Raw genomic sequence first — 25,329 nt, 5'->3', positions numbered from 1 at the left:
CTACACCGCGACCGTCAATGTCGCGAGGCCGCGCAGGTTGATCCGGCCGTTCCAGGTCTGATCGACCACCGCGGCCTCGGGAAAGCGGGTCACGAAGCGCGGGAACACGACCCGGGCCTCCATGCGGACCAGGGCGGCGCCGAGGCAGTGGTGGATGCCGGCCCCGAGCGAGACGTTCTGGTGCGCGTTCGACCGGTCCAGACGCAATTCGTCGGCGTCGGCGCCCCAGAATTCCGGGTCCCGGTTGGCAGCGGCCAGTGCGCCGATCACCCAGCTGCCCGCCGGGATCTCGTGCTCGCCGACGCGCAACGGGGTGACGGTGATCCGGCGCATCAGGTGCACCGGGGTGTCGAAGCGCATCAGCTCGTCGACGGCGCTCACCGCCAGGTCGGGCTCGTTCCGCAGCCGCCGCGCCTGGTCCGGATGCTGCAGCAGCGAGCGGATTCCGCTGCCGAGGTGGGTCACCGTGGTCTCGTGGCCGGCGATGTAGAGGAACATCACCTGCGAGATCAGCTCGTCCTCGCTGAGCATGTCGCCGTCGTCCTCGGCGCTGATCAACGCGGAGAGCAGGTCGTCGCCGGGGGTGGCGCGCTTCCAGCGGATCAGCTCACGAACCATGCCGAACAGTTCCTGGTTCGCGGCTCTGATCTGTTCCTGGGTCTCGGCGCTCGCGAACGGCTCGAACACCAGCACGATGATCGCGGTCAGCTCGCGCAGGCGGGTGTGCTCGCCGACGGGGATACCGAGCATTTCCGAGATGATGGTGAAGGGCAGCGGAAAGGCCAGTTCGGCGATGACATCCGTGGTGCCCGCGGCGGCGATCCGGACCAGCGCCTCCTCGACGAGTTCCTCGACGCGCGGCTGCAGCGATTCGATGGCGCGCGGGGTGAAGGCCTTCGACACCAGCCGCCGCAGGCGGGTGTGGTCGGGCGGGTCCTGGTCCAGCATCGACAGCCCGCCCATCACCCGGCTCTCCTTGCGGACCTCGGCGCTGCCGCTCTTCCACGCGGGCAGGTACCGCAGGTGCGCCTCGTCGACCGAGTGCGCCGAGCGCTGCAAAGCGGCCACATCGGCGTGCCGGGCGATGATCCAGAACCCGAGCGGATGTTGCTGCGCGGGTCCCGCGGCCCGCAGTCGGTCGTAGTGCGGATAGGGGTCGTCGATGAATCCCGGTGCGGTGGGATCGAAGACGTAGGTCTCGGTGCTCATTCCAGGTACCGCTTTCTCGCTGCTGCTCGCATGATTTTTCCGCTGCTCGTCTTCTGCACGGTGTTCGGCGCGGCGAGCACCACATCCGCCACGGCGAGTTCGTGCTCCTGCGTCACCGCCGCCCGGATGGCCCCCACGATGTCGTCGGCGTCGGCATCGGCGGCGGCGTCGCGCTCGAGCTCCTGGACGACGATCAGCTTCTCGCCGTCGCGCCCCGGTACCGCGAACGCCGCGCCGCTGCCGGGTCGCAGCGCCGGGTGCGCGCGGGCCACGGTGTGCTCGATGTCGTGCGGGTAGTAGTTGCGGCCGCGGATGATGATCATGTCCTTGAGCCGGCCCACCACATACAGTTCGTCGTCGACGATCAGGCCGAGGTCGCCCGTGCGCAGGTAGGCGCGCTCGGCATCGTCGGCGATGCGAGCTCGGAAGGTCGCGGCGCTCACCTCGGGTAGGCCCCGATAGCCCTGGGCCACATGGTCACCCGCTACCCAGATCTCGCCTGCCCGATCCGGCGGGCAGGGCTCGCCCGTCTCCGGGTCGACGATGCGCAGCGACTCACCCGGCAGTACCACTCCCGAGCCGACGAGCGTGCGCCCCTGATCCGTGGTCGCCGCGACGTAGCGCCGGTCGGCGAGCGCGTCGATATCGGCGTCCAGCAATCTCGGACCGCGTCCCTTCCCGCTGGCCGACACCAGCAGGGTGGCTTCCGCGAGCCCGTAACACGGGAAGACCGATTGGGCGCTGAAACCCAGTGGGGCAAAGGTTTTCGCGAATCTGTCCAGAGTCTCGGCCCGGATCGGTTCGGCGCCGTTGAAGGCGACCTTCCAGGAACTCAGGTCGAGATCGGGCAGCTCGCCGGCCGCCGCGCGCGCGACACAGGCATCGAAGGCGAAGTTCGGGCCGCCGCTGGTGTGCGCGCGATAGCGCGAGATGGCCTCCAGCCACCGCAGCGGCCGCCGGATGAAAGTGGTGGGCGACATCTGGATACAGGTAGCGCCCACGTACACCGGTTGCAGCACATTGCCGATCAGGCCCTGATCATGGAAGAAGGGCGCCCAGCCGACGACGGTGGATTCACGGTCGTGGCCGAAACTGTGCCGGATCATCTCCTCGTTGGCCACCAGGTTTCGATGCGTGACCATCACACCCTTGGGCGCGGAGGTCGACCCGGAGGTGTACTGCAGGAACGCCACGGCATCCGGATCGACCACCTCCGGCGCGAAAGCGGTGTCCGCCGTGGGCAATTCGTCGACGGCCAGCCACTGGCGAGCCGTGCACACCGGTTCGAGCACCGATCGCAGGGGTTCGAGCACCGCGCCGATCGTCAGCACGGCCGTGGGCGCGCAGTCGGCGACGACAGCGCGGGTCGAGTCCTGAACCTTGCCGCGGCGCGGCGGATTCACCGGCACCGCCACGATGTTCGCGTAGAGGCAGCCGAAGTAGGCGGTGATGAACTCGACGGACTGCCCGAAGACCAGCAGGGCGCGATCGCCCGGCTCGCACCGCGCGCGCAGCAGGCTCGCCACCGCCATCGCCGCGTCGTGGAGTTCGCGATAGGTCGTGGTGGTGTGCTCGGCGCCGTTGTCGTCGAGGAAGATGTAGGCGATGCGGTCCGGCTCGTCGACGGCGCGACGCGCGAGGATGTCGGGAAGAAGCTGCACGTCGGTCCTCAGGTCAGAGCGGCGGTCATGATCGCCGCGATCGCCGCGCGATGTCGATGGTGGAACAGGTGATCACCGGTGAACTCGTGCGTGGCGAACGGGCCGTCGGTCAGCGCGCCCCAGGCCCACACCTCGTCCGGATCGGCGATCGGGTCCTCGGTGCCGTAGAACGTCGTGATCGGGCAGGCGAGCCGGGGCTGGGGCCGGTGGCTGTACTCCTCCGACAACTCCAGGTCCGCCCGCGTCAGCGGCAACGCGTACCGCAGGAAGCTCGCGCTGCGGCCCGCCGCGCCCCACGCCCCCATCGCGGCCATCGCGTCGGCGAAGTCGTTGTCGGGCAGGCGATGCAGGACCGCGCGACTCGCCGCCAGGTGCGGTGCGCGGCGACCGGACACGAACAGGTGGATCGGTGGCCGATCCGCGAGGGTCAGCGCGCGAGCCAGTTCATAGGCGATCAGCGCGCCCATACTGTGGCCGTAGACCGCCACCGGCAAGTCACCCGATTGTGTTATCTGGCCTGCCAATTCGTCGACCGCTTCGCCGACCCGGTGCAGCGGCGGCTGCTGCGCGACGTCCTCTCGGCCGGGGAGCTGGACGCGGACCACCCCGATCTCGGGGCCGAACAGGTCGGGCCAGCGGTTGAACGACGACGCCCCGGCGCCCGCGTGCGGGATGCACACCAGTCGCACCGCCGCGGGCGCGGTGTCACTGCGCAACCACGATTTCACCAGTCCGGTGCCGGTCATCACGCCCGCCGCACATCGACGGGAAGGGCCTTCAGGCCGCGCACGATGAAACTGTGGTCCTGCCACTCGAGTTCCGCCGACCGTGGTCGCAGGTACTGCGAACGGACGAACAAATACTCGAAGGCGACCTGTGCCTGCAGTTCGGCGAGCAACCCGCCGAGGCACCCGTGCATACCGTGGCCGAAGCCCAGATGCCCACCGCCGGTGCGGGTCAGGTCGAACTCGTCGGGCCTGGTGAAGACGTCGGGGTCGCGGTTGGCCGCGCCCAGACACACCAGGATCTGCTCGCCTGCCGAGATCCTGGCCCCGTCGAGCTGGATATCGCGGGTGGCCAGGCGCTTGGTCAACTGCAACGGGGGGTCGTAGCGCAGCGCCTCGGTGACCGCCGCCTCGACCGACTCCGGTCCCCGGCGCAACAGCGCGGCCTGCTCGGGATGCCGCAGCAGGGCGAGCGTTCCGTTGCCGATCAGCGATTTGGTGGTCTCGTTGCCCGCGACGAAACACATGATGCAGACGAACACCAGCTCCTCGTCGGACAGCACATCCCCGCCCCCGGTCCGCGCGGCGAGCAACTGGCTGATCAGATCGGTGCCGGGCCGGGCTCGCCGCTCGGGCAACACGGCGTCGATGGCGGCGGCGAACTCCTCGACCACCGCGCACACCCGCTCGAAGTCCCCGGCCTTCATCATCCCGGGTTCGAGCAGGAACCGGATGTCGTGGGTCCACGGCCCGACCCGGCCGCGCAACTCCTCGGGCAGATCCATCCACTCGCACAACACGGCCACCGGCAGCGGCGCGGCCAGGTCGGCGATGACGTCCATGCCACCGTCGCGCCAGGCCCGCTCCAGCAGATCGCCGGCGATCCGGGTCACCAGCGGTCGCAGCGATTCCACCGACCGGGCGGTGAACACCCGGTTCACCAGTCCGCGCAACCGCGCGTGATCGGGATTGTCGGTGAACACCAGCGACTTACGCCCGAGGCGTTCGATCTGCGCGACGCTGCAATGGCCGAGCCGCTCGGCCTGACGGGTCACCAGGCTGGGGATCAGTCCGGCGCTGAACGAGCGATCGTGCAGCACGCCGCGCACCTCGGCGTGCCGGGTGAGCACCCACATACCGAGCGTGCGGTGCACCGGTTCGGCCTCGCGCAACTGCTGGTAGATCGGGTACGGGTCGTGCCGGAATTCGGCGCTGAACGGGTTGAACCGCACCCGGGTCCGGGCGGGCGCGACGGGATCGGGCGACTGCGTGGTCATGCCGACCGCACCGCATGGTCGGTGAAGAATCCGCTGCGATAGGGCACCAGCACCAATCGCAGCAGGCCGATCTTGCCCATCCGGAAACCGAGCGCCGACAGTTTCAGGTAGCGCGCGTAACGCGCGACCACATCGGCGCCGACGAGCTCGGTGGCCTCGGCCCGGTTCGTGCGCAGCCTGCGCGCCCACTGTTCACACGTCCAGGCGTAATCGAGGCGACCATTGCTGATCGAGCGCACCTCGAACAGTCCCTCGGCCGCGGCGGTGATCTCGGCCAGGGTCGGCAGGTCGGCGTCGGGGAAGATCTCCTGCTGCATGAAGGCGCTGGCCTGGTCGCGGGACATGTTCGCGTAGGCGATGGTCTGCAGCGACAGCGTGCCGTCGGGCTCGAGCCAGTCCCGGCAGCGGGTGAAGAAGTCCCGGTAGACGCCGATCTTCTGTTCCGGCGAGTCGTCGGGGGTCGCGAAGTGTTCGAAGGCGCCGATCGAGATGATGCCGTCGAATCGGGTGTCCGGCTCGTAGTGCACCCAGCTCTCGGTCCGCACTTCGACGCCGGCGTAGGCGCGCGAGCGGACGAACTCGGCCTGCTCGGGGCTGAGCGTGAGCCCGACGGACCGGACGACCCCGGCTGTTGCCGAGCGTTCGAGGATCGCGCCCCACCCGCAGCCGATGTCGAGGACCGAGGTGGCGTGCTCGGCGTCGATCGCGTCCAGGTGGTACCGCAGTTTGCGGTCCTGGGCGATTTCCAGTGTGTCGTCGGGGTTTTCGCGCAGGGCGCAGGAGTAGGACAGCGACTCGTCGAGCCAGAGGCGATAGAAGTCGTTACCCGCGTCGTAGTGGTGACGGATCGCTGCGGCGGCCGCGACGGACCGCTCGGTATGCACCGGCATCGCTACCCCACACTCCGCCGGCTCTGCTCGTGCAAGTACCCGGCGACGGCGTCGAGGTTCGGGTTGTCGAACAGGTCCTCGGGCGCCAGATCGACGCCGTAGCGCTCCTCGACCTCGATCAGCAGCGCCACGGCGAGGGCCGAGTCGATGCCGAGGCGGTCGAAATCGGTGGCCGGGTCGATGGTGGCGGCCGGTACCTCGAGCAGACTCGCGAGGTATTCCTGGCACCAGGTGACAATGGCTTCTTTACTCGTATCCATGGTGAGAATTCCTTAGATTCGCTTGGCTGCCATGCGTTCGGCGGACGGCATTTTCAGGTCCCAGGCGAGACCACAGAATGCCAATGTTCGAATGAGCCAGAAACCGGGGTCGAGCCGATACCAGTCCAACCCGAAAGAGGGCGACTCGGGAAAGGCGTGGTGATTGTTGTGCCACGACTCCCCCAGCGTCGCCAGGGCGAAAACACCGCCGTTGTGGCTGTTCTCGCGAGATTCGTACCGGCGGGTGCCGAACATGTGCAGGAACGAATTGATCGCCCAGACGATGTGCTCGAGAACGAAGATGCGCACCAGCCCGCCCCAGAGCAGGCCGCCGACCGCACCGGTCCAGCTCATCGAGACCAGGCCGCCGATCACGGTCGGGATCAGCAGCCCGAGCGCCACCCAGTAGTAGTAGAGACGGGCGATGCGGACCAGGTTCCGGTCTTTGATCAGATCGGGCGCGTAGTGCACCACGTTCGGGTACTCGTGGCGGCGCATCCAGAGGAAATGCGAGTGGGCCAGGCCGCGCAGCGCACCGCGCAGGCCGTCACCGGCGAGGTTGGGTGAGTGCGGATCGCCTTCGCGATCGCTGTACTCGTGGTGGCGCCGGTGCAGCGCGACCCAGGAGATGACCGGGCCCTGGCCCGCCATCGAGCCGAGGATCGCGAGCACCCACGTCACCCACGGCGCCGCTTTGAACGTGCGGTGGGTGAACAGCCGGTGATAGCCGACCGTGACGCCGAGTCCGGTGAGCAGCCACATCCCGAAGAGCAGGGCGAATTCCAGTACACCGAAGGGCCGGACCAGCAGGAAGGCGAAAGCTACGACGGTGCCGATGATCGGGAGAATGTCGAACAGCAGGAAGTGACGTCGTTGCAGTCGATGAATATAGGGACTACTGATCGTTTTTCTGCGCGGATCGGGATTCATTGCTCAATTCACCTCAGGCGGTATAGAAACCGGGCGCAACATTATTACCGTAACCGGGGTTCAACGGTCGGCGACGGCGTGTGACAATTGCCGATCGTCGGATCGGAATTGTTTATGACGGACCAGCGACAGCGCCACACTCAGCGCGCCGAAGCAGATAGCGAACATCCAGATGCGATCGGCCCCGAAGATCGCGATGACGGCTCCGCCGATCGCCGAGCCGAGTGCGGCCCCGAGATACAACGCCGAACCGTTGAGCGACAACAACATCGGTGCCTGCTCCGGGCTCGCGTCGGCGATCATGCTGTGCTGCTGCGCGGGCAGGAACGCCCAGCCGACGACACCCCACATCGTGACGAAGGCGACGGTGGTCGCCAGGGTCTGCGCGGCGATCGGCTGCCACGTCAGGTTCACGGTGAACAGTGTCAACGCGCCGAGCAGGACCGGCCGGGCACCGAATCGGTCGACCAGCATGCTCCCGCCCCACAGACCGACGATCGCCCCGACGCCGTGCGCCATGATCAACGTGCCGACATGGCCCGCGCCCACCCCCTGGGCCTCGGCGAAGATCGGGCCCAGATAGGTGAACATCATCAATCCGGCGGTCATCGCCGAGATCGTCACCGCGAGCCCCAGCCACACCGGTGGGTGCCGCAGGGGTGCGAGCCGCTGTCGCAGCGACACCACGGGTGTGGCCTCGCCCGCCGGAACCGTCAGTGCCACACCGACAGTGGTGATCAGCGCCACCACGGCCACGGCGACGAACGCCATCCGCCACGACGACAACCCGGCGACCCACACCCCGAGCGGCACGCCCGCCACGGTGGCGATCGAGATGCCGCCCAGGATCACCGCCAGCGCCCGGCCGCGACGATCCGCCGTGGCCATGCCGGCTGCCGCCGCGGCCGCCAAGGGGACATAGATCCCCGCGACGCACCCGGCCGCGATGCGCGCCACCGCCATCACCCACGGCGCCCAGGCCACCGCCGCGAGCAGATTCACGACGGCGAACAGCGCGGTCGCGGCCAGCAGCAGCCGCCGGGGCGAGCGCACCCGCAGCACGGTGACCACGACGGGTGCGGCCAGGGCGTAGGCCAGGGAGTAGCCGGTGACGAACAGCCCGGCACCGGTGATGGAGACCCGCAGGTCGGCCGCCATCGGTGCCAGTACCCCGGCGACAAGGTAGTTGTCGGTCCCCGCGCAGAACGCGCCGAGCGCGAGCACCAGGACCGGCAACCACCGGATCGACGACGGCGCGGCATCGGCGACTCTCACCGAATGCCCCGGCGCCTCACCAGGGTCGGGCGCCGACATCACGCAACTCGACGGCCACATCGATGAGTTCGTAGATCCGCATGGTCGGTTTCCAGACGCTCGCGTCGGCGATCACCCGGATCCGGCCCGGTCGCCGTTCGACGCTCTTGATGTGCACTTCGAGGGTCATCAGCTCGTCACTCGCCAGGATCTGCCCGCGATACCGCCACGACAGCGACACCCCGACCGGGAGTACGAATTCCGGCGCGACCAGCTCGGCGGCGAGGCCGGTGTCGACCGCCCACTCCTGCATCGCCTGGATCACCGCCTCGACTCCGAGCGAGCCCGGCATCACCGGGTCGAGGTAGAAGTGGTAACCGAAGAACCAGTCGTCGGCGGCGACCGGGCGGGTGGCACGCAGGTAGCCGAGCCCGTAGGCGCCCGCGCTGTCGACGGTCTCGATGCGGTCGAGCATCGCCAGATGCCCGACCGCGCACGGCATGCCGGTGCCCGCCGCGCGTCTGGCCGCCACGTCGATCACCCGGACGGCGGGACGCTGCTCCTGGCGGTCGAGCCACGTCGGCACGAACTCGCCGTTGTCGAGTCCGTTCTGGTTCGCCAGCGCCGGGGCGTTGAAGAAGCCGAACAGTGACTGCCCCGCGTAGAACGGTTCACCGTCCACCGAGAGTTCGTAGGAGAATGTCTGCAACACGACGCCGACCAGGACGGTGGTGTCGGTCAGCCTGCTCGTCTGCTGAATCGTCTTGTCCCGCAGGTCGACCTCGCGCAGGACGGTCGCGGAGCCGTCGAGATTGCGCAGGCTGAAATCCTCCTCGGGCGAGGTGAGGGTCGCGCCGAGGAAGTAGCCGAGCAGCAACGCCGATTGCAGCGAGGTCTCCATGTAGACGACGTTGGGCATGGAGGCATCGGCCGACTCGAGGTAATACCAGGAATCGGCGGGCGAGTCGTACTCGGTGTGCGAGCTGCCCGCGTCGAGCTGTCCGCGTCGTCCGTCGACGGCCATCACGCGGTCGCAGAGCTGGAGTCCGTGGTTGGGCATGCGCGTGGCCCTGCGGCCCGCGTAGGCCGAGAACTCCGGGCCGAGCGCGATGCCGAGATCACCACGGGCGCTGTGGGTCATGTGGAACTCACCGAGCAGCGCCCGCTGACCGAAGACGTTGCGGCGGCCGAGGAATCGGGGAATCTCACCGCCGACCTCGGGACCGATCGGCAGACCCGGTTCCTCCGCGACCTCGACGGTGAGGCCGTGAACGCGGGCCACTACTTGTCCCGCGCCACGGATTTCGGCGTTGACCCGGATCCAGGGGCGCGGCAGCAGGTCGATCTGGACCACATCGGCGATCAGTTCGACCGGGCCTGCCAGCGGCGCGGACACGGTCACCTCGAACGGTTCCCCCGCCTGGAATCGGGCCCCGGCCAGGCACAGCTGCAGACCCGCGCGCACCGCGAACACCTGGGCGGCCTGCCAGGTGAGCTCGGTGGCCGCGGTGACCGGATCGGGGCCGTCGACGCGGCCGAGGGCCCGCAATCGTCCTCTGGCCCATGGCCCTTCGCGGCCGGCGATCTCGAGTACCTCGGTGAGGTCGGCGTGGGTGCCCTCGGTCAGCCGGATGTCGGGGTTGACGCCTTCCTGGTCGTAGGCCGGACCGAAGACGGCAGCCACCTCGCCCCTGCCCAACGCCGCGAGGTCGGCGCCGTTCAGGGTGGTGATCGGCGTGCGGGCGAGGAACTTGAAGGCATTCATGGTGGTCGCCGGCGGCGGCAGCTCGGAGACCACCGGGTGCCCCGGCGCCGCGGAGACCGCGAGACCGGTTGCCGGTGTGTAGTCGACCATCACCGCGAACGACTGCTCCGCCCAGGTGGGCGACGCGGGAACGGTGTCGGTGCCGGTCCCGGCGATGTGCTCCTCGCGACCGAGGCTCGCGAGCGCACGCCGCTGCAACGCGGTCTGCACGTCCATCGCCGACAGGTGCGCCGTCACCAGCTCGGAGCGGACCTCGTGCAGGAGGGCGGCAATGGGGTCGGCGGGTGTACCACCCGCCGCCATCGGTGCGGTGGCCGATGGCGCCGGTGCGGTGGCCGACTGCGCCGGTGCGGTGGTGTGTCGCACTGCGGGCACCGTCGAGGTGGGCGCCGGAGCCTCCGGCGCCGACGGTCGGGGGGCCGAGCTGACGGCCGGCTCCAGTGCCAGCGACCAGGCGAGGACGTCGAAGGGCTCACCGTCGAAGTCGAGGGTGTCCAGTGGTGTGGTGGTCATCGGATCTCCATTCCTCACATCGACGATGCTCACGCGCGCTGCTCACGCAACCGCACGGCCTCGGCGAACTTCTCGGTCATCTCCGGTGTGGCGATCACGGCGAGATCGGAGTAGCACTGCAGCACAGTGCCGTTCGGATCACACGCGGTGACGGTCACGGTGACCTCGGTGCCGGTCGCATTGGCGCGCAGGTCGTCGACCACCAGCACGAACGAACGGTCGTCGGGCAGTGGGGCGAAGTACTCGATACGCCCGATCGACAGCGGCAGGCAGGCCGAGTTCATGAACCACACGCCGAGCAACGCGCCGGCCTGGATGGCGACATCGGCCAGTGCCGGACTGTGCAGCGCGCCCGCGTAATTGCCTGCGCCGATCCGAGCGTCGGGGAGCTTGCCCTCGACGACGAGGCGGCGGTCGGCTCGCTCCAGGATGCGGCGAACACCCTGCAGCAGCGGCCCGTGGAACAGATCCGCGTCACGGTAGACATCGAGCCCGTTCTCCGGCCCGACGCCGATCGCGTAGCCCGGCCAACCGGAAACGACCGGGGCGGGCGATGTTTCGGCGGCGAGGAGGAAAGTGCCGGTGAAGTGCGCGGGCGCCAGCGTCTTGCCGGGCTCGTCGCTGCGGATCCAGACCGTGATGCTCAGCCGGTCCTCGACGATGGTTCCCGCCTGCGCGTCGAGCCGGTAGGAGCGTTCGTCCTTGCCGTCGTAGACGATTCCCCGCAGCACCTCGAAGCCGGTACATTCCACCACCCGCAGGCCCGGGTTGGCGCGCTCGAGCACATTGATCGCCCAACCGAGTCCGGCGGCCGCCGGGAACACCGGGAACTTGCCGACTCGATGATCGCCGATCACCGGGTCGCTCGCCAGCGGCGCGAGATCACGGTGGGCGGTGAAAGGGCTGGTCGCGGTGAGGGTCACGGCCGTGGCCAGCGGCGCGGCGGGACCGACCAGGACCGACACGTCGTCGGCGCGACCGGGGGCGAACTGTTCGGCGAACATGCGCGCTCCGGCGTCCATCCCGAGCAGCGCCACACCACGGGCGAGGAAGACCTCGCGCAACTGCGGCGTCACCATGCCGCCGTCCCAGGCGCCCCAGTTGACGGTGGTGACGTGGCCGGCCAGACCCTGCCGTCGCCAGCTCACCGCCGCCCGGTTGAGGGCTTCGTTGGCGACCGCATAGTCGGCCTGGCCCGGATTGCCGTACACCCCGGCCACCGATCCGAACAGGATGAGGTGCCCGAGCGTGGCGTCGCGCAGCGCGGTGACCACGTTGTACAACCCGTCCAGCTTGGTCGCGAGGACGAGACGGATGTCGTCGGCCGTTTTGGCGGGGAGCAGGGAATCCGCGAGGGCGCCTGCCCCGTGCACGATGCCGGTGATCCGGCCCGCGTCCGGCGCGAGTGCCCGCTCGGTGGCGTCGGCGTCGGTGATGTCGACCGCGAGGTAGCGCACCCGTGCGCCGGTCTCGGCCACCGTGTCGACGGTCGCGCGGATCTCGCGCTGTGCCAGCAGGTTTCGGGTCAGGCGGTCGACCTGCTTGGGCGTCGGCTGCTCGCCCGCGGCGCGCACGGCGGCGATGGCGGCGGCCTTGAGCGCGTCGTCGGCGACACCTGTCGCCCACTCCGGCTCGTCCTCGAGTTCGGTGCGGCCGAGCAAGAGGAACTCGCACGGCTTGCGCGCGGCCAGTTCACGAACACACCGCGCGGTCACTCCCCGTGCGCCACCGGTGACAACGAGTACGTCGTCGGTGGTGAGGGCGAGTTCGGTGGCCGTGGCCGTGCTGTCGACTGCCTGCGGGCGCAGTGTCCAGCGGGTGTGATCCGCGTCGACCCCGACCTCGCGCGCGTCGATCGCGGCGTCGTCGAGTTCGGCGAGGAAGGAGACGATCAATGCCTCGTCGGTCAGGTGCGGCGAGAGATCCAATGCCCGGCAGAACAGCCCGGGCGCTTCCTGCGCGAGGGTCTTCACCAGACCGCTGACCCCGCCCACAACGGCGGCGGCGGCCGCTCGTTCACCGCGGTGGCCGAGCACGCCGTCGATGCGGGTGAGCGTCACGAACGCCGCCCGTGTCCCGGCTTCGGCGGTCGCGACCAGGCGGTCGTGCACCAGCGTGGCGGTGTGGATCGTATCGGCGAGCCGATGACCGCCCACCAGCCACTGGCTGTCCGCAGGGAGCACGGTCAAGCACAGATCGAGCCGCGCGACATCTTTCAGCGCGGACTCGATCGCCGCTTGCACGACAGCGCCGTCCCATGCGGCTACTCCGGCATCGTCGCGGGCCGCGACGGCGGCCGTGTGCACAGTCCAGCCCTGCTGTTCGAGGCCGGTCGCGAGAGTCGCCGCGGTGGTGTCACCGTGGTCGAGGATCAGGGCCGTCCGCTCCGCGGCGTAGGGCTGGGTAAGGCGGTCGATGTCGGGAAGTGCGACCGGCACGATCCGCAGCAGCACCGGATCGTCTTCGATCCCGTCCTGGCTGGATCCCGGCTGAAACCCCTGTGCACCGGCGGCTTCCGATCCGCCACCCACCGTGGGGACAGCCGGGGTTGCGGCGGGAGCGGCGGAGCCGGCGACGAAATCGACGATGTCGTTCAGGGTCCGCAGTTCCGCGACCTGCTCCGGGCCGACAGCGGGTACACCGTCGATGCGCTCACCGACCGCACCCATGATCTGAACCCGCTTGATCGAATCCACCCCGAGATCGGCTTCCAAATCCAGCTCGGGCGCCAGCATCTCCGTCGGATAGCCGGTCTTCTCCGAGACGACCCGCGACAACACCGACCACACCGCGTCGGCATCGACCGCCGATTCGGTCGCAGGCGCTACAGGTGCCGAAACCACTGACGCGGCAACGAAGTCCACGATGTCGCTGAGCGTGCGCAATTCCGCGACCTGCTCCGGACCGACAGCGGGTACACCGTCGATACGCTCACCGACCGCACCCATGATCTGAACCCGCTTGATCGAATCCACCCCGAGATCGGCTTCCAGATCCAGCGCGGGCGCCAGCATCTCCGTCGGGTAGCCGGTCTTGTCCGAAACCACCTGCGACAACACCGACCACACCGCGTCGGCATCGAGCGCGGGGCCGGTCGGCGCCGACGCGGCACCCGGAACCGAACCTACCGATGCGGCAACGAAATTCACGATATCGCTGAGCGTGCGCAATTCCGCGACCTGCTCCGGACCCACAGCAGGCACACCCTCGATGCGCTCACCGACCGCACCCATGATCTGAACCCGCTTGATCGAATCCACCCCGAGGTCCGCTTCCAGATCCAGCGACAATGCCAGCATGTCGGTCGGGTAACCGGTCTTGTCCGAAACCACCTGCGACAACACCGACCACACCGCGTCCGCGTCGAGCGCCGGACCGGTCGCCGCGGGGAGAGCACCCGACACCACGGACTCGGCAACGAAATTCACGATGTCGCTCAGGGTGCGCAATTCCGCGACCTGCTCGGGTCCGACAGCGGGCACACCCTCGATGCGCTCACCGACCGCACCCATGATCTGAACCCGCTTGATCGAATCCACCCCGAGATCGGCTTCCAGATCCAGCGACAACGCCAGCATGTCGGTCGGATAACCGGTCTTGTCCGAAACCACCTGCGACAACACCGACCACACCGCGTCCGCGTCGAGCGCGGGGGCCTCGCTCACTGTGACGGCGGCGGGCATCGCGGCCTGGGGAGCGGGCTCGATGTCGGCTGTCCGGCGCGCCGTGGCAACATCCGCTGCTCGTGTCGGCGGTGGTTCAGGGGTCGCCACAGCGTTCGGCGCCGAGGGCTCAGCGACTGTCCGGTGGTCGAGCAGCGTCGGCGCGGGGGTGTGGCTGCCGTTCCCGTTGCCGGTGGGGAGTTCGGCGTGGAAGCCGTTCGTCCCGTTCGTGCTCGCGGTATCGACGGTCGGCGCCGGGGACCCGAGTTCGAGGCCGGACAGCGAGGCGAGGATCTCGTTGACCTGGACATGGGTCCGGCCGATCGCCAGGCTCTGTTCCTTGATCGCGTGCACGGTCGCGTGCAGGCGATCATCGACGCCACCGGTGTGCTGGGCGTCGCGCAGAACCGAGACCAGCCCTTCGGCGACCTCGAGTTGACCCCGCGCGTACCGGCTGTGGATGTCGAGGTGCTGCTGGGCAGCCACGTCGTATCCGGTCGCGGGCTGATGCCCGATGGTCGACTCCGCCCGGACCGGTGCAGCGGCCGGAGCTTCGGCGCTCACCAGTTCCCGAGTGACGGCGGGTGTTTGCGCGGCCTCGTTCCGACCGGCGGCGTAGGCCTCGGTGGTGAGGCGCTCCCGCTCGGCGGTATGCGCTCGCGCGGCCACCTGCGCCTGTGCCGCGGCATCGGCTTCGGCGGCCTCTCGCGCCTGCGTGACGGCTTCCAACACGACCTGCTCCTCGATTCCCTTGCGGTAGAGGTCTTTCCGGGATTCCGGCACGAAATCACGGCCGTTGAGCCGCACCACCATGCCGGGCGCCGCCGGTACCGCGAACGGTGCGGCGTCGTGGCGGTGGATGTCGACGATCGGCGCACCGAGCACCGCCAGGTGCAGCGCCGCCTTCTTGAGCGCCACATCGCTGTCGCCGGTCGGGCCCTGGTCGGTGGACAGGGCGATCACCTCGGCGCCGAGCGTGCGGCGCACGAGCGAGGTGAGCGTGGCCTTCGGGCCGAACTCGACGAACACGTTGCAGCCGTCGGCCTGCATGGCCCGCAGACCCGCCACGAACTCGACGGTTTCGAGCAACTGCTCGGTGAGCACGCGGCGGTTGGTCGCGACCCGCGCACCGTATTCGGCGTCCCGGGAATTCGCGTAGATCTTGGTCTTGGGGGCGCGAATGGCGACGCTCTTCACCGCGGCCTTGAACGGCTCGACCGCGTGGGCGACGTAGCGGGTGTGGAACGCGCCCGCCACCGGCAGCTCGCGCACGGTCAGTCCCTGTGCCCGGCCCGCCGCGACGAATTCCGCGACAGCCGCGGTGCCGCCGCCGACCACCACCTGATCGGGTGCGTTGTGGTTGCACACGCTCACATCGGGATGGCCGGCCAGGATCGCGCTGACCTGTTCACGGTCGGCCTGTACCGCCGCCATCGTGCCCGCGTCGGTGTCGGTGTCGATCGCCATCGCCGCACCGCGTGCCCTGGCGAGAGTGAAGTAGTCGACGGCGTCCAGCGAACCCGCCGCCCACAGCGCGGTCAGCTCGCCGAAGCTGTGGCCCATGAACCCGTCACACGTGAGGCCGCGCTCGGACAGGAACCGGTACTGGCCCACCGACAGCGCCGCGATCGCGGGCTGCGCGAACTCGGTGCGCCGCAACGTCGCCTCCTGGGCGTTGCGCAGTTCGGGGTCGAACACCGGCGCCGGGAACACCACCGAGGCAGGCGGGCGGGCGGCGTCGGCGAACACGGCGTTGGCCTCGTCGAAGGCGGTCGCGACGGTGGGGTTGTTCAGCACCGCGGCCAGGCCCATGTCCACGTACTGGCTGCCCTGACCGGCGAACAGCGCGCCGATCTTCAGATCGGGCACGGCCCGCCGCCGGAAGACGATGCCGCGCGGGTGCGTCCACTCCTCGGCGTCACCGGCGAGCTCGGTCACGGCCAGCGCGCGCAGCGCCGACGCTTCCTCCTCGTCGCGCGCCACGAACCCGACACGGGCGTGCTCGGCCGGAATCCCGGCGTCGCCGTTCGGGGCGGCGCCCGAGCTCAGCAGGCTCGCCAGTTCGGCCGTCGAGGCGGCGTGCCACAGGTGGACCCGCGCGGTGCGGTGCATCGTGAGCGCGCGTCCGCGGTCGTCGCCGGCTTCCTCGAGAATCGCGTGAAAGTTGGTGCCGCCGAAGCCCATCGCCGACGCCGCCGCGCGGCGCTGCGGCCGGTGCGGATCGCGGATCCACGGCCGGGTCCTGGTGTTGATGTAGAGCGGCGAGGAGTCGTCGAGCGCCTTGTTCGGCGCGGTGACATTGATCGTCGGCGGCAGCACCTTGTGGTGCAACGCCAGCGCCAGCTTGATCAGGCTCGCCGCACCGGCGGCGCCCTTGGTGTGCCCGATCTGGGACTTCACGCTGCCGATCGCGGCGTACCCGATCTCGTCGGTCGCCTCGCGCAGCACCGTGGTCAACGCGGAGAGTTCGGTCTGATCGCCGACGCGGGTGCCGGTGGCATGCGCCTCGAACAGCCCGATCGTGGCGGGCGAGCAATCCGCGTCCTCGTAGGCGCGGTGCAGGGCGGCCTGCTGACCCTCGGCGCGCGGGGCGTAGATGCTCTTGAACCGCCCGTCGCTCGACGATCCGATGCCCTTGATCACCGCGTACACCCGGTCACCGTCGCGCTCGGCGTCGGCGAGGCGCTTGAGGGCGATCATGCCGATGCCCTCGCCGACCAGGGTGCCGTCGGCACTGTCGTCGAGGGGCTTGATGACGCCCGACCGCGACAGCGCCCCGACCTTGCTGAAGCACAGGTAGCCGAAGATCGAGTTCTCGGTGTCACAGCCACCGGTGATCATCATGTCGGCACGACCCGACACCAGCTCGCTGATCGCGACGTGGACCGCCGACAGCGAACTCGCGCACGCCGCGTCGACGGTGCAGTTCATGCCGCCGAGGTCGAGGCGGTTGGCGACCCGGCCCGCGATCACATTGCCCAGCAGACCGGGGAACGAGTTCTCCTCCCACGATGGGAAGGCATCGGCGTACTTCTGCGCGATCTGTTCGGCGTCGGCCTGCGTCAGCCCGCAGCTGCGGATGACCTCTTTGAGCACCGGGGTCGACAGGCGCGCGGCCAGCGGGTGCGACAGCGTGGTCGGCCCGGCGACGCCGAGGACCACACCGGTGCGCTCGGGCCGGTACCAGTCCGACCCGACCGCGCCCGCGTCGGCGAGCACGTCACGGGCGACGAGCAGGCTCAGCAACTGCACGACGGTGGTGACCTCGAGCTGGTTGGGCGGCAGCCCGAACTCGGTGACGCTGAACGGCATCTCGGGCACGAACCCGCCACGGCGGCAATAGGTCTTGTCGGGCGCGGTCGGGTCGGCGTCGTAGTAGTCGTCGAGGTTCCAGTGCGTGGAAGGCACATCGGACATGCAGTCCGCGGCGTCGACGACGTTCTGCCAGAAGTCACGGAAGTTGGCGGCCATCGGGAACAGTCCGCTCAGTCCGACGATCGCGATCGGATTGTCGGCTAGTCGCCGCGTCATGGCCGGGTCTTCGGAGTGCCGAAGGTGGTCGTTCATGGTTGCTATCCCTTGTCTTCTGCTCAGAGTTGCGAAACTCGCACAGTCCGGACCTCGTCGATGAGGTCGGCCATCGCCGTACCGATGAGCTGATGGCCCGCCGGACTCGGATGCATGCCGTCCGGGGACCACATGACCGGGTCCGCGGTGATGGGTGCGTTCACCAAATCGAGTCGCACGAGATCGAACTCGTGGACGAGGTCGTCGAGATAGTCGTTGGCTTGCGCGAATCGCGACCGCAACACTGCGCGCACGGATTCGGGCAGACCGGGCAGGCGGTCCGGGATATTCGGCCAGTTCGTGGTGAACACCAGCCGATCCGGGCGCGCCAGCCCGGCGTAGATATGACGCAGGTTGCGGCGGAAGCGATCCGGGTCGTAGTCGGTGACCAGGTCGTTTCCGCCCACGATCACGCCGATCAGCGCAGCATCGGCGGCCAGGGCGACCGGCAGTTGCCGATCGACGACCTCCTGGGTGGTGGCCCCGTAGGAGCCGAGGTTCAGTATCGCGCCGGAAATTCCGAGCAGGTGCTCGACGCGCGCGACAAATCCCGCGAAGGAGCCGTCGGCGTTGACCGAACCGCCGCGCCCCTCCGCGAAACTGTCGCCGAGCACCATCAGCTCATACGTTGGCACCGAGCAATTTCGCGATGCGTTCCGGCGCGAAGAATTCCTCGCCGGTCATTCCGCCGCCGACCATCGCGTAGAAGTCCGTGGCATATTCTTCGTTATTTTCCAGCGCACGGAAAACGGCCAGCAATTGCGGCGTCAGTTCCAGCGTGGAAATCGTGCAGGTGAACTCGAAACTCGACTGCGATTTCTCGTCACGCTCGCGCTGGTAATCGGCGAGCGCCTCGGCCATCGGTCGCTGATCGCTCAGACCCTCGTGCACCCGCTCGGCCAGCAGCGCCGCGTAGTCGAACGCGTCGGAGATGCCGAGCCCGGTGAACGGGTCCTTGTGGTACCCCGCGTCCCCGACCAGCGCCCAGCCTTCGCCGTGCGACTGGCGGCGGTAGTTGTCCGGGTACCGCATCGGGGTGAAACGCTCCTCGCGCTTGCCCTTGGTGACCAGTTCCTCGGCGAACTCGGGCAGGATCTCGCGCGCGACCTTCACGAAGTTGGCCTCGACATCGGCACGGAAATCAGCGTAGGTGTCGATCTTGCGCATGACCGCCACGAGGGTCTGGTCGTTGTGGGTCGGCCAGATGCCGATCTGCTGCTTGTCGCCGATCCGGCTGTGGAACTCCGACACCGACAGGCCGCTGAAGTAGCTGTAGTAGATGAAGCACTCGGCCGCGACCTTCGTGTAGGTCTCGGCGCCGACAGCGTTGGCGACGAACGAGTTGGTGCCGTCGGCACCGATCACGATGCGGGCCCGCTCCTCGGCGATCTCACCACCGGCTACCGAGCCGCGAATACCGACGACCACGCCGTCTTCGATGATCAGCTCGCTCACGGTGTACCCGGTACGCACCTCGGCGCCGGCCTCCCTGGCACCCTCGACCAGGATCGCGTCGAGTTCGGTGCGCCGCGGCGCGTAGGTGGCGTCGATGCCCTGGATGGGATCGGCGAACCCCGCGATGACGATGTCGAGGTAGGACACCGTCATGCGCTTGATCGCCGGCACACCGGTGGCGATCAGCTTGTCGAGCAGGCCCCACTGGGCCAGCCGGGCCAGCCCGCGCTGCTGAATGTAGTGCGTCGAGATGGTGTCGCTCGGGAACGTGGCACGGTCGACCACCAGGACTCGATGCCCCTGCCTCGCCAGCAACATGGCAACCGGTGAACCCGCGCACCGCGCGCCGACAACAATCGCGTCATACATCAGGGTGACTCCTCAGTAAATGAAACGCTTATGGCCCCGGATGCGATTTTACGGAGTCGAACCGCTCGATCCGCGTACCGATTTCCAATCGGATTACATGAATAGATGTTCCAGAACAATGATTTCGAGTATTAGCGATCCGGCAGCTCGGATGAATAGTTGAATTCAACTTCCGTTCATCACGGAAAACGGTTCGATATGGGCTAATTGGGGCATGCCAACTGGAAATGAACCGGCCCCCGGAATCGCCGCAGCACAGGCTCGGCTGACGAATATGACCGGTGCCGCGACGCCGGACTACGAACAGATCCGCAAGACCGTCGACACGCTCGTCCCGTTCGTGAATCTGGTAGGCGTGCGCATGACCGAGCTGGGCCCCGGCTCGGCGGTGGCCGAGATCCCCGAGGCACCGGCGATGAGCAATCACCTGGGTACGGTGCACGCGGGCGCGCTGTTCCTCGCCGCCGAAGTCGCCTGTGCCGGTGCGTTTTCCGGGATCATCGCGCCGCGCATCCTGCACGTGCGGACCTTCGTGCTGCGCGGCACCAAGGCCACCTTCTTCCGGCCTGCCCGCGGCCGCATCCGCGCCAGTGGCACGGTGAGCTCCCCGATCCTGGCCGACGTGGTCGGGCGCAGGACCGAGGAGCAGTTCGACATCACCGGCAAGGCGCTGCTGCACGATGACAGCGGCGCCCTGCTCGCGAAGGTGGATCTCGAGTACTTCTGCTGGCTGGGCGCGGCCTAGTCCGGATACAGCGTGGTGATCACGGCGCCGAAATCGGCTTCGATCGCCGCGCGGCGCAGCCGCAACGACGCCGTCAGCTGACCCTTCTCCATCGAGAAGTCCTCCGCGAGAACGGCGAACCGGCGAATCGACTCCGCCCGCGAGACGAGCCGGTTCGCCGCCTCGACACCGGCGGAGATCTCGGCGAGCAACCGGGTGTCCTCGGTCGGGACCCCGCCGGACACATCGACGCCGTGCTCCGCGGCCCAGCGAGCCAGCACCACCGGATCGACGGTGATCAACGCGGTCACATACGGTCGGCCTTCCCCGACGAGCATGCAGTTGCTCACCAGGGCGTGCAGGCGAACCCGGTCTTCGAGCGGCGCGGGCGCCACGTTCTTGCCGCCGCTGGTGACGATGATCTCCTTGCGCCGGCCGGTGATGAACAGGAATCCGTCCTCGTCGAGTCGGCCGAGATCACCGGTGGCCAGCCAGCTCTCGGCCGCGTGGCCGCCATCGGGCCAGTATCCCGGGAAGACCTGCGGGCCACGGACCAGGATCTCGCCGTCGTCGGCGATCGCGACGGTCGTGCCGGGCACCGGTCGGCCGACCGCGCCTGCCCGATTGGCGTGTGGCGCACTCATACTGACCGTCGACGACGCTTCGGTCAGGCCGTACGCGCCGATGATCTCCACGCCGATCCCGGTGAAGAAGTCCGCCGTCGATGGTTCCAGCGACGCGCCGCCCGCGACCATGTGCTCGAGCCGCCCGCCGAGCATGCCCCGCCACTGCTTGCCGATCTCCGCGTCGATCACCGCGCTCGCCGGAGGCTGCTCACCGCGCCTGCGCGCGTGACCGACAGCGATCGCCGCCGCCTCCGCGGCGTCGTACCGAGCGCTGCCGAGCGCCTGGCGCGCCGCCTTGCGGATCTTCTCCAGGACGTACGGGACGCCGATCAGGAATGTCGGCCGAAAGATCGGCAGCTCGGCGGGCAGTTGCGCGGGAGTGGCGACCAATCCCGTGCGGACCCCGGCCAATACACAGCCGAACTGCACGACCCGCCCGTACACGTGCGCGAGCGGGAGGAACAGCAGTGTCGACGCGGGATCGGTGGGGGTGCGGTGGAACACGGTGTCGAGTAGCTCGACCACGTTGGCCGCGGCGGCGAAGATATTGCGGTGCGTCAGCAGGCAGCCCTTGGGCACGCCCGTCGTGCCGCTGGTGTAGACGATCGTCGCGACCTCGTCGGCGCGTACCGCCAGCCGACGCTCGTCCGCCTCGGCGTCGGTGATCGGTTCGCCCTGCTCGATCAGCGCAGGCAACGACGAACCGAGCAGCCAGGCCCGGCCGCGCAGGTCCTGCCCCGCGGCCGAGCCGATCAGCTCGCACTGTTCGGTCGTCTCCACGAAACACGCGCTGGGGCGGGCATCGGCCACGATGTGCTGGATCTGCTCGGCCGACGACGTGGGATACACCGGTACTGCCAGCGCGCCCACGCTCAGCACGGCGAAGTCCGCCGCCGACCATTCGAAACTGGTCCCGCCGAGGATCAGCACCCGATCGCCGACGCCGATCCCGTTGGCCAGCAAACCTTTCGCGAGTCCGAGGACGAGCCGCGCGAACTCGTCGTAGTCGACGTCGAGCCAGCCCTCGGCCGTTTTGCGGCTGAACACAACGGCCGACGGATCAGCCGCGGCCTTGCGGAACACCACGTTGGCCAAGTTGTCGTCATCGGCCATGGTGACCAGTGGCGCGACGCTGTATTCCTGCACGACCCGTGGCCCCTGCACAGCGCTGCTCGCCTGCACGGCGCTGTCTTCGTGCACGGCGCTACTCATCGTGACTCGATGCTGGTCAGCGGGGCCGGAACGTAGGTCGAGCAGCGGCCCGGCAGCCGAACCCCCGCCGCGCGCAACTGACTCACGCGGGTGGCGAACGCCGCACCGTGCATGATCTGCAGCCCGACCTCAGCGACGTGGCGGTGCGCCGGGGCGGCCAGGTAGGTGCCGGCGACCCAGTCGTTGAACGCGCCCATCGCGGGCCCGCACCAGATCTGATAGTCGAGGGTGCGCTCGGGCGTCGCGGCCGTGCTCCAACCGGACGACCGGCCCAGGTACCACCGGAAGATCAGTGCCATCCGGCGTTTCGGATTCCCCTCGGCGCGCGCGATCTGCTCGGGGTCGCGCTCGCGGAAGTAGACCAGGCAGTCGTTCCACACCTCGTCGAACGAGCGGGCCAGGATCCGCTGTTCGATCTCGGCGCGTTCGGCGGCGGGAATCGCCTCGATGCCGTCGTAGCGTCGATAGGTGTCGTACAGCCGTCGTGCCCGGCTCGCGAACATCGTGCCGCGTTGCAGCACCTGCACGTCGACGCCGAGTTCGAACATGTCCGACGAGGGCGCCATGGTGGTGTCGGCGACGCCCGCCGCGGCCAGCAGCCGCTTCGCCGTCTCGGACTGCGCCGCTTCGACAGTGGCCTGGTTGACCGACCCGGTGACCACGTAGGAGGCGCCCATCGCGAAGGCCGCCGCGGCGGCGGCCGGGGTGCCGATGCCACCGGCCGCGCCGACCCGGACCCGCTGGGCGAAACCGTATTCGCGCTGGATCCGTTCGCGCACCGCCAGCAGCGACGGCAGCAACACCACGAGCGGGCGGCGGTCGGTGTGGCCACCGGAGTCCGCCTCGCCGGTGATGTCGTCGGCCATCGGGACCGACGACGCCAACTGCGCCTGCTCGGCGGTGATCTCCCCCGCGTCGAGCAAGCCGCGCACCAGGTGCTCCGGCGCCGGGCGCAAAAACAGTTCGGCGACCTCGGCACGAGATACCTTGGCGATCACCCGGTTTCGGGCGACCACCTGACCGTTCGGGTCACGGTGCAGACCCGCCAGCCGGTAACGCACCACCTGGGGGGTCAGGTCGAGAAAGGCCGACGCCTCGACACAGCGCACCTCGTGGCGCAGGCACGCGTCGACGATCGCCCGCTCCAGCGCGTTCTCACTGGGACTGTGAATTAGGTTGCAGGCGAAGGGTTTTCCCGGCGCTTCGCGCCCGATCGTGGCCAGGTCCTCGTCGATCCGGGCGGGCAGCACACCGGCCGCGCCGAACGAGGCGAGCAAACCGGCGCGCGCCATCGCGACCACCATCGGGGCCGAGGCGATCCCGTTGGCCATCGCACCGGCGTGGTAGGCGAAGTTCACGCCGTGGGTCTGCCGGAACTCGGTGTTGCCCAGCGTTTCCGGCCGCAGCGCGGGAGCCGCTGCCAGCACTTGCGCACCGCGAGCGGTGCCGGCATCGGTGGTCACCGCGACACCGCGATCGTCACGGACCACGAACACCGGCTTGTCCAATTCCGACAGCGCACGGTAGATGGAGTTGTCGTCCCTGGCGAGCGCCGAGGGTGCAATAGAAGTCGTCACTGTGCCAATCCTTCTGAGAGCCCGAGGGCAGAGGTCGCTATCGAGAGGTGCCACGAACGGTCGCGCCGCGAACGACGCACATCGGCGCCCGCGGTGGTCGGCCGTCCTGCGGCGAGGCGGTCAGCCGTCGCCACCGAGCCGGCCGACCATCGCTGAGCGATCGGCCCGCGCTACCGAGGACATCGGTCGTCGACGCCGAGTGGATCGGCTTTCGCTACTGGGGCGGTCGGCCTTCGGCAACCCACGCCGCGACCGCGGGCGCGACCAGTTCGCTGTCCTTCACCCACGACGCATGGCCGATGTGGGTGAAGCCCGAGGCCCGGTCGATGTGCCAGCGATGCTGATCCGCCGCGCCCATCCGCTTGCTCAGGAACCGCACCGTGGACTCGGGGCCCAGCGGGTCGCCGTCGAGCGAGATGAGCAGCACCGGCAGCGTGAATTCGCGCAGCAACCGGTCGTAGTCGCGGGTGCTCCCGCTGGGGCGGTAGTTGCCGGTGCGCAGGTGACGGGCCCAGTCGATCATCACGCCCGCGGTCATCGGCCCGATCCCGCCACCGCCGGTCCACCGGCCGCGCAGCCGGGTGACCGCGCCGACCGACAGGCCACGCGCCAGCACCTCGAGGCGCCTGCGCAGTTCGAACGACCACCAGTACACCGAGCCGGTGCCGATCGTCGTGATGCTCGCCACCCGATCCGGTTCGGCCGCCGCGAACAGCAGCGCGAGCTGTCCGCCGAGGCTGTGCCCGAACAGGTGCAGCGGCGCCTGCGGGAACCGCTCGCGCAGTGCGTCGGCCACGGCGGGCAGGTCGACCTCGATCAGCTCGCGATAGCCGAACCCGGGACCTTCCCCCAGTGCGGGCTTACTGTCGCCCTGCGCGCGCAGATCGAGCACGGCGGCCGTGAGTCCGGCCGCGTGCAAGGCCGTGACCAGCGGCAAGTAGTACTTGGCCTTGATGGCCATGGCGGGCAGGATCAGCACCACCGGTGCGGCCGGATCCGCTTGCGGCAGCAGGCGCACCGCCAGGGCGGCGCCGTCGGGGGTGGCGACGGTGGTCGATTCCAGCCCGGCGATCGGGGTCTGTTGCTCGCTCATCACGCCTCCGCGGCCAGCGTGCAGACGTAGTCGAGCGCGACCTTGCCGACCAGCACACCCGCGGTGTCGTACATCAGCGCCCGCGCGTCCACATCCAGCCGCTGGCCACCCTTGGCCGCCAGCACCGTCGCGACATCGCTCGGGTCGATGACCCCGATCGCCCGGATCCGGCCGAGGGCGGGCTTGCGGAACGACAGCCGCGCGTCACGCAGCACCAAGGTGTCGATGGCCGACAGCCGCGACGCCAGCGCGCCCACGAACGCGCACGCGCCGGCGATATCGGCGGCCAGGAATTGCGCACCCGCGTGCACGGTACGCAGATGGTTGAGGATGTAGGGCTCGTCGGGAATTTCCACGATCGCGCGGTGCGGACCGATTTCGGCGATCTCGGTACCCGCATGGGTGCCGAAGGGGACCAACTTGCTCACAATTCGCTGCAGATGCAAGAAGTCGGGGTTATCCGGATCGATCGCCTCGAATACCGAACCGAGGGTGGCCGATGTTTTCAGTTCAGGTGCCATGTATTAATTGCACCATCCGCACCCATCGATTCGGATTTC

At 68.8% G+C, this 25,329-nt stretch carries 17 protein-coding genes; 1 reads left to right on the top strand and 16 read right to left on the bottom strand.

Features of this window, described 5'->3' with window-relative positions; all coding sequences use genetic code 11:
• The 12 genes from ACFWFP_RS04335 to ACFWFP_RS04280 are packed head-to-tail and all read right to left on the bottom strand — an operon-like array spanning position 1 to position 19,537.
• Positions 1 to 1,209, bottom strand: coding sequence for a cytochrome P450 (locus ACFWFP_RS04335; protein ID WP_379293073.1), 1,209 nt, complete (start codon positions 1,207 to 1,209; stop codon positions 1 to 3).
• Positions 1,206 to 2,870: a fatty acyl-AMP ligase gene (locus ACFWFP_RS04330; RefSeq protein ID WP_379293072.1), complete on the bottom strand. Its 1,665-nt coding sequence runs from the start codon at positions 2,868 to 2,870 to the stop codon at positions 1,206 to 1,208. Before ACFWFP_RS04330 ends, ACFWFP_RS04335 begins: the two co-directional genes overlap by 4 nt.
• Before the next feature lie 8 nt (positions 2,871 to 2,878).
• Complete coding sequence (locus ACFWFP_RS04325; RefSeq protein ID WP_379293071.1) at positions 2,879 to 3,616, bottom strand: thioesterase II family protein; 738 nt, start codon at positions 3,614 to 3,616, stop codon at positions 2,879 to 2,881.
• Positions 3,616 to 4,872 (bottom strand): cytochrome P450, encoded by a 1,257-nt coding sequence (locus ACFWFP_RS04320; RefSeq protein WP_379293070.1) that lies wholly within the window; start codon positions 4,870 to 4,872, stop codon positions 3,616 to 3,618. Before ACFWFP_RS04320 ends, ACFWFP_RS04325 begins: the two co-directional genes overlap by 1 nt.
• Positions 4,869 to 5,762 (bottom strand): class I SAM-dependent methyltransferase, encoded by an 894-nt coding sequence (locus ACFWFP_RS04315; RefSeq protein ID WP_379293069.1) that lies wholly within the window; start codon positions 5,760 to 5,762, stop codon positions 4,869 to 4,871. Before ACFWFP_RS04315 ends, ACFWFP_RS04320 begins: the two co-directional genes overlap by 4 nt.
• A 2-nt stretch (positions 5,763 to 5,764) precedes the next feature.
• On the bottom strand, positions 5,765 to 6,022 hold the full coding sequence (locus ACFWFP_RS04310; RefSeq protein ID WP_379293068.1) for an acyl carrier protein: 258 nt from the start codon (positions 6,020 to 6,022) through the stop codon (positions 5,765 to 5,767).
• Positions 6,023 to 6,034: 12 nt separating this feature from the next.
• On the bottom strand, positions 6,035 to 6,952 hold the full coding sequence (locus tag ACFWFP_RS04305) for an acyl-CoA desaturase (protein ID WP_379293067.1): 918 nt from the start codon (positions 6,950 to 6,952) through the stop codon (positions 6,035 to 6,037).
• Positions 6,953 to 7,012: 60 nt separating this feature from the next.
• Positions 7,013 to 8,266 carry an MFS transporter gene (locus tag ACFWFP_RS04300; protein ID WP_379293066.1) on the bottom strand — a complete coding sequence of 418 codons (1,254 nt, stop codon included), beginning with the start codon at positions 8,264 to 8,266 and terminating at the stop codon, positions 7,013 to 7,015.
• Positions 8,244 to 10,484 (bottom strand): beta-ketoacyl synthase, encoded by a 2,241-nt coding sequence (locus tag ACFWFP_RS04295; protein ID WP_379293064.1) that lies wholly within the window; start codon positions 10,482 to 10,484, stop codon positions 8,244 to 8,246. Before ACFWFP_RS04295 ends, ACFWFP_RS04300 begins: the two co-directional genes overlap by 23 nt.
• Before the next feature lie 29 nt (positions 10,485 to 10,513).
• The gene (locus tag ACFWFP_RS04290) at positions 10,514 to 17,713 is read right to left on the bottom strand and encodes an SDR family NAD(P)-dependent oxidoreductase (RefSeq protein ID WP_379293063.1); all 7,200 of its coding nucleotides are present in this window, start codon (positions 17,711 to 17,713) and stop codon (positions 10,514 to 10,516) included.
• A gap of 23 nt (positions 17,714 to 17,736) precedes the next feature.
• Positions 17,737 to 18,348 carry a GDSL-type esterase/lipase family protein gene (locus ACFWFP_RS04285; RefSeq protein WP_379293062.1) on the bottom strand — a complete coding sequence of 204 codons (612 nt, stop codon included), beginning with the start codon at positions 18,346 to 18,348 and terminating at the stop codon, positions 17,737 to 17,739.
• A complete protein-coding gene (locus ACFWFP_RS04280) occupies positions 18,335 to 19,537 on the bottom strand; it encodes an NAD(P)/FAD-dependent oxidoreductase (RefSeq protein ID WP_379293061.1) in 1,203 nt (400 codons plus the stop codon). Before ACFWFP_RS04280 ends, ACFWFP_RS04285 begins: the two co-directional genes overlap by 14 nt.
• A 214-nt stretch (positions 19,538 to 19,751) precedes the next feature.
• Between ACFWFP_RS04280 and ACFWFP_RS04275 the strand changes: the two genes are divergently transcribed.
• A complete protein-coding gene (locus ACFWFP_RS04275; RefSeq protein ID WP_379293060.1) occupies positions 19,752 to 20,282 on the top strand; it encodes a PaaI family thioesterase in 531 nt (176 codons plus the stop codon).
• On the opposite strand, the gene ACFWFP_RS04270 is transcribed toward ACFWFP_RS04275, so the two are convergent.
• The 4 genes from ACFWFP_RS04270 to ACFWFP_RS04255 all read right to left on the bottom strand — a co-directional run bounded on the left by ACFWFP_RS04270 (position 20,279) and on the right by ACFWFP_RS04255 (position 25,290).
• On the bottom strand, positions 20,279 to 22,099 hold the full coding sequence (locus ACFWFP_RS04270; protein ID WP_379293059.1) for an AMP-dependent synthetase/ligase: 1,821 nt from the start codon (positions 22,097 to 22,099) through the stop codon (positions 20,279 to 20,281). The two genes, ACFWFP_RS04275 and ACFWFP_RS04270, sit on opposite strands and share 4 nt — an antisense overlap.
• A complete protein-coding gene (locus ACFWFP_RS04265) occupies positions 22,096 to 23,676 on the bottom strand; it encodes a PfaD family polyunsaturated fatty acid/polyketide biosynthesis protein (RefSeq protein ID WP_379293058.1) in 1,581 nt (526 codons plus the stop codon). Before ACFWFP_RS04265 ends, ACFWFP_RS04270 begins: the two co-directional genes overlap by 4 nt.
• 214 nt (positions 23,677 to 23,890) lie before the next feature.
• On the bottom strand, positions 23,891 to 24,769 hold the full coding sequence (locus ACFWFP_RS04260; protein WP_379293056.1) for an alpha/beta fold hydrolase: 879 nt from the start codon (positions 24,767 to 24,769) through the stop codon (positions 23,891 to 23,893).
• Complete coding sequence (locus tag ACFWFP_RS04255) at positions 24,769 to 25,290, bottom strand: DUF4442 domain-containing protein (RefSeq protein ID WP_379293055.1); 522 nt, start codon at positions 25,288 to 25,290, stop codon at positions 24,769 to 24,771. Before ACFWFP_RS04255 ends, ACFWFP_RS04260 begins: the two co-directional genes overlap by 1 nt.
• Positions 25,291 to 25,329 lie beyond the last annotated feature (39 nt).

Source organism: Nocardia sp. NPDC060249, assembly GCF_042728755.1.
GTDB lineage: Bacteria > Actinomycetota > Actinomycetes > Mycobacteriales > Mycobacteriaceae > Nocardia.
This window is presented reverse-complemented; position numbering and strand designations above follow the sequence as displayed.

Coding starts and splice junctions, on each gene's coding strand:
- ACFWFP_RS04335 (WP_379293073.1), bottom strand. CDS start 1,209: ATGAGCACCGAGACCTACGTCTTCGATCCCACCGCACCGGGATTCATC.
- ACFWFP_RS04325 (WP_379293071.1), bottom strand. CDS start 3,616: ATGACCGGCACCGGACTGGTGAAATCGTGGTTGCGCAGTGACACCGCG.
- ACFWFP_RS04320 (WP_379293070.1), bottom strand. CDS start 4,872: ATGACCACGCAGTCGCCCGATCCCGTCGCGCCCGCCCGGACCCGGGTG.
- ACFWFP_RS04315 (WP_379293069.1), bottom strand. CDS start 5,762: ATGCCGGTGCATACCGAGCGGTCCGTCGCGGCCGCCGCAGCGATCCGT.
- ACFWFP_RS04310 (WP_379293068.1), bottom strand. CDS start 6,022: ATGGATACGAGTAAAGAAGCCATTGTCACCTGGTGCCAGGAATACCTC.
- ACFWFP_RS04305 (WP_379293067.1), bottom strand. CDS start 6,952: ATGAATCCCGATCCGCGCAGAAAAACGATCAGTAGTCCCTATATTCAT.
- ACFWFP_RS04300 (WP_379293066.1), bottom strand. CDS start 8,266: ATGTCGGCGCCCGACCCTGGTGAGGCGCCGGGGCATTCGGTGAGAGTC.
- ACFWFP_RS04295 (WP_379293064.1), bottom strand. CDS start 10,484: ATGACCACCACACCACTGGACACCCTCGACTTCGACGGTGAGCCCTTC.
- ACFWFP_RS04290 (WP_379293063.1), bottom strand. CDS start 17,713: ATGAACGACCACCTTCGGCACTCCGAAGACCCGGCCATGACGCGGCGA.
- ACFWFP_RS04280 (WP_379293061.1), bottom strand. CDS start 19,537: ATGTATGACGCGATTGTTGTCGGCGCGCGGTGCGCGGGTTCACCGGTT.
- ACFWFP_RS04275 (WP_379293060.1), top strand. CDS start 19,752: ATGCCAACTGGAAATGAACCGGCCCCCGGAATCGCCGCAGCACAGGCT.
- ACFWFP_RS04270 (WP_379293059.1), bottom strand. CDS start 22,099: ATGAGTAGCGCCGTGCACGAAGACAGCGCCGTGCAGGCGAGCAGCGCT.
- ACFWFP_RS04260 (WP_379293056.1), bottom strand. CDS start 24,769: ATGAGCGAGCAACAGACCCCGATCGCCGGGCTGGAATCGACCACCGTC.
- ACFWFP_RS04255 (WP_379293055.1), bottom strand. CDS start 25,290: ATGGCACCTGAACTGAAAACATCGGCCACCCTCGGTTCGGTATTCGAG.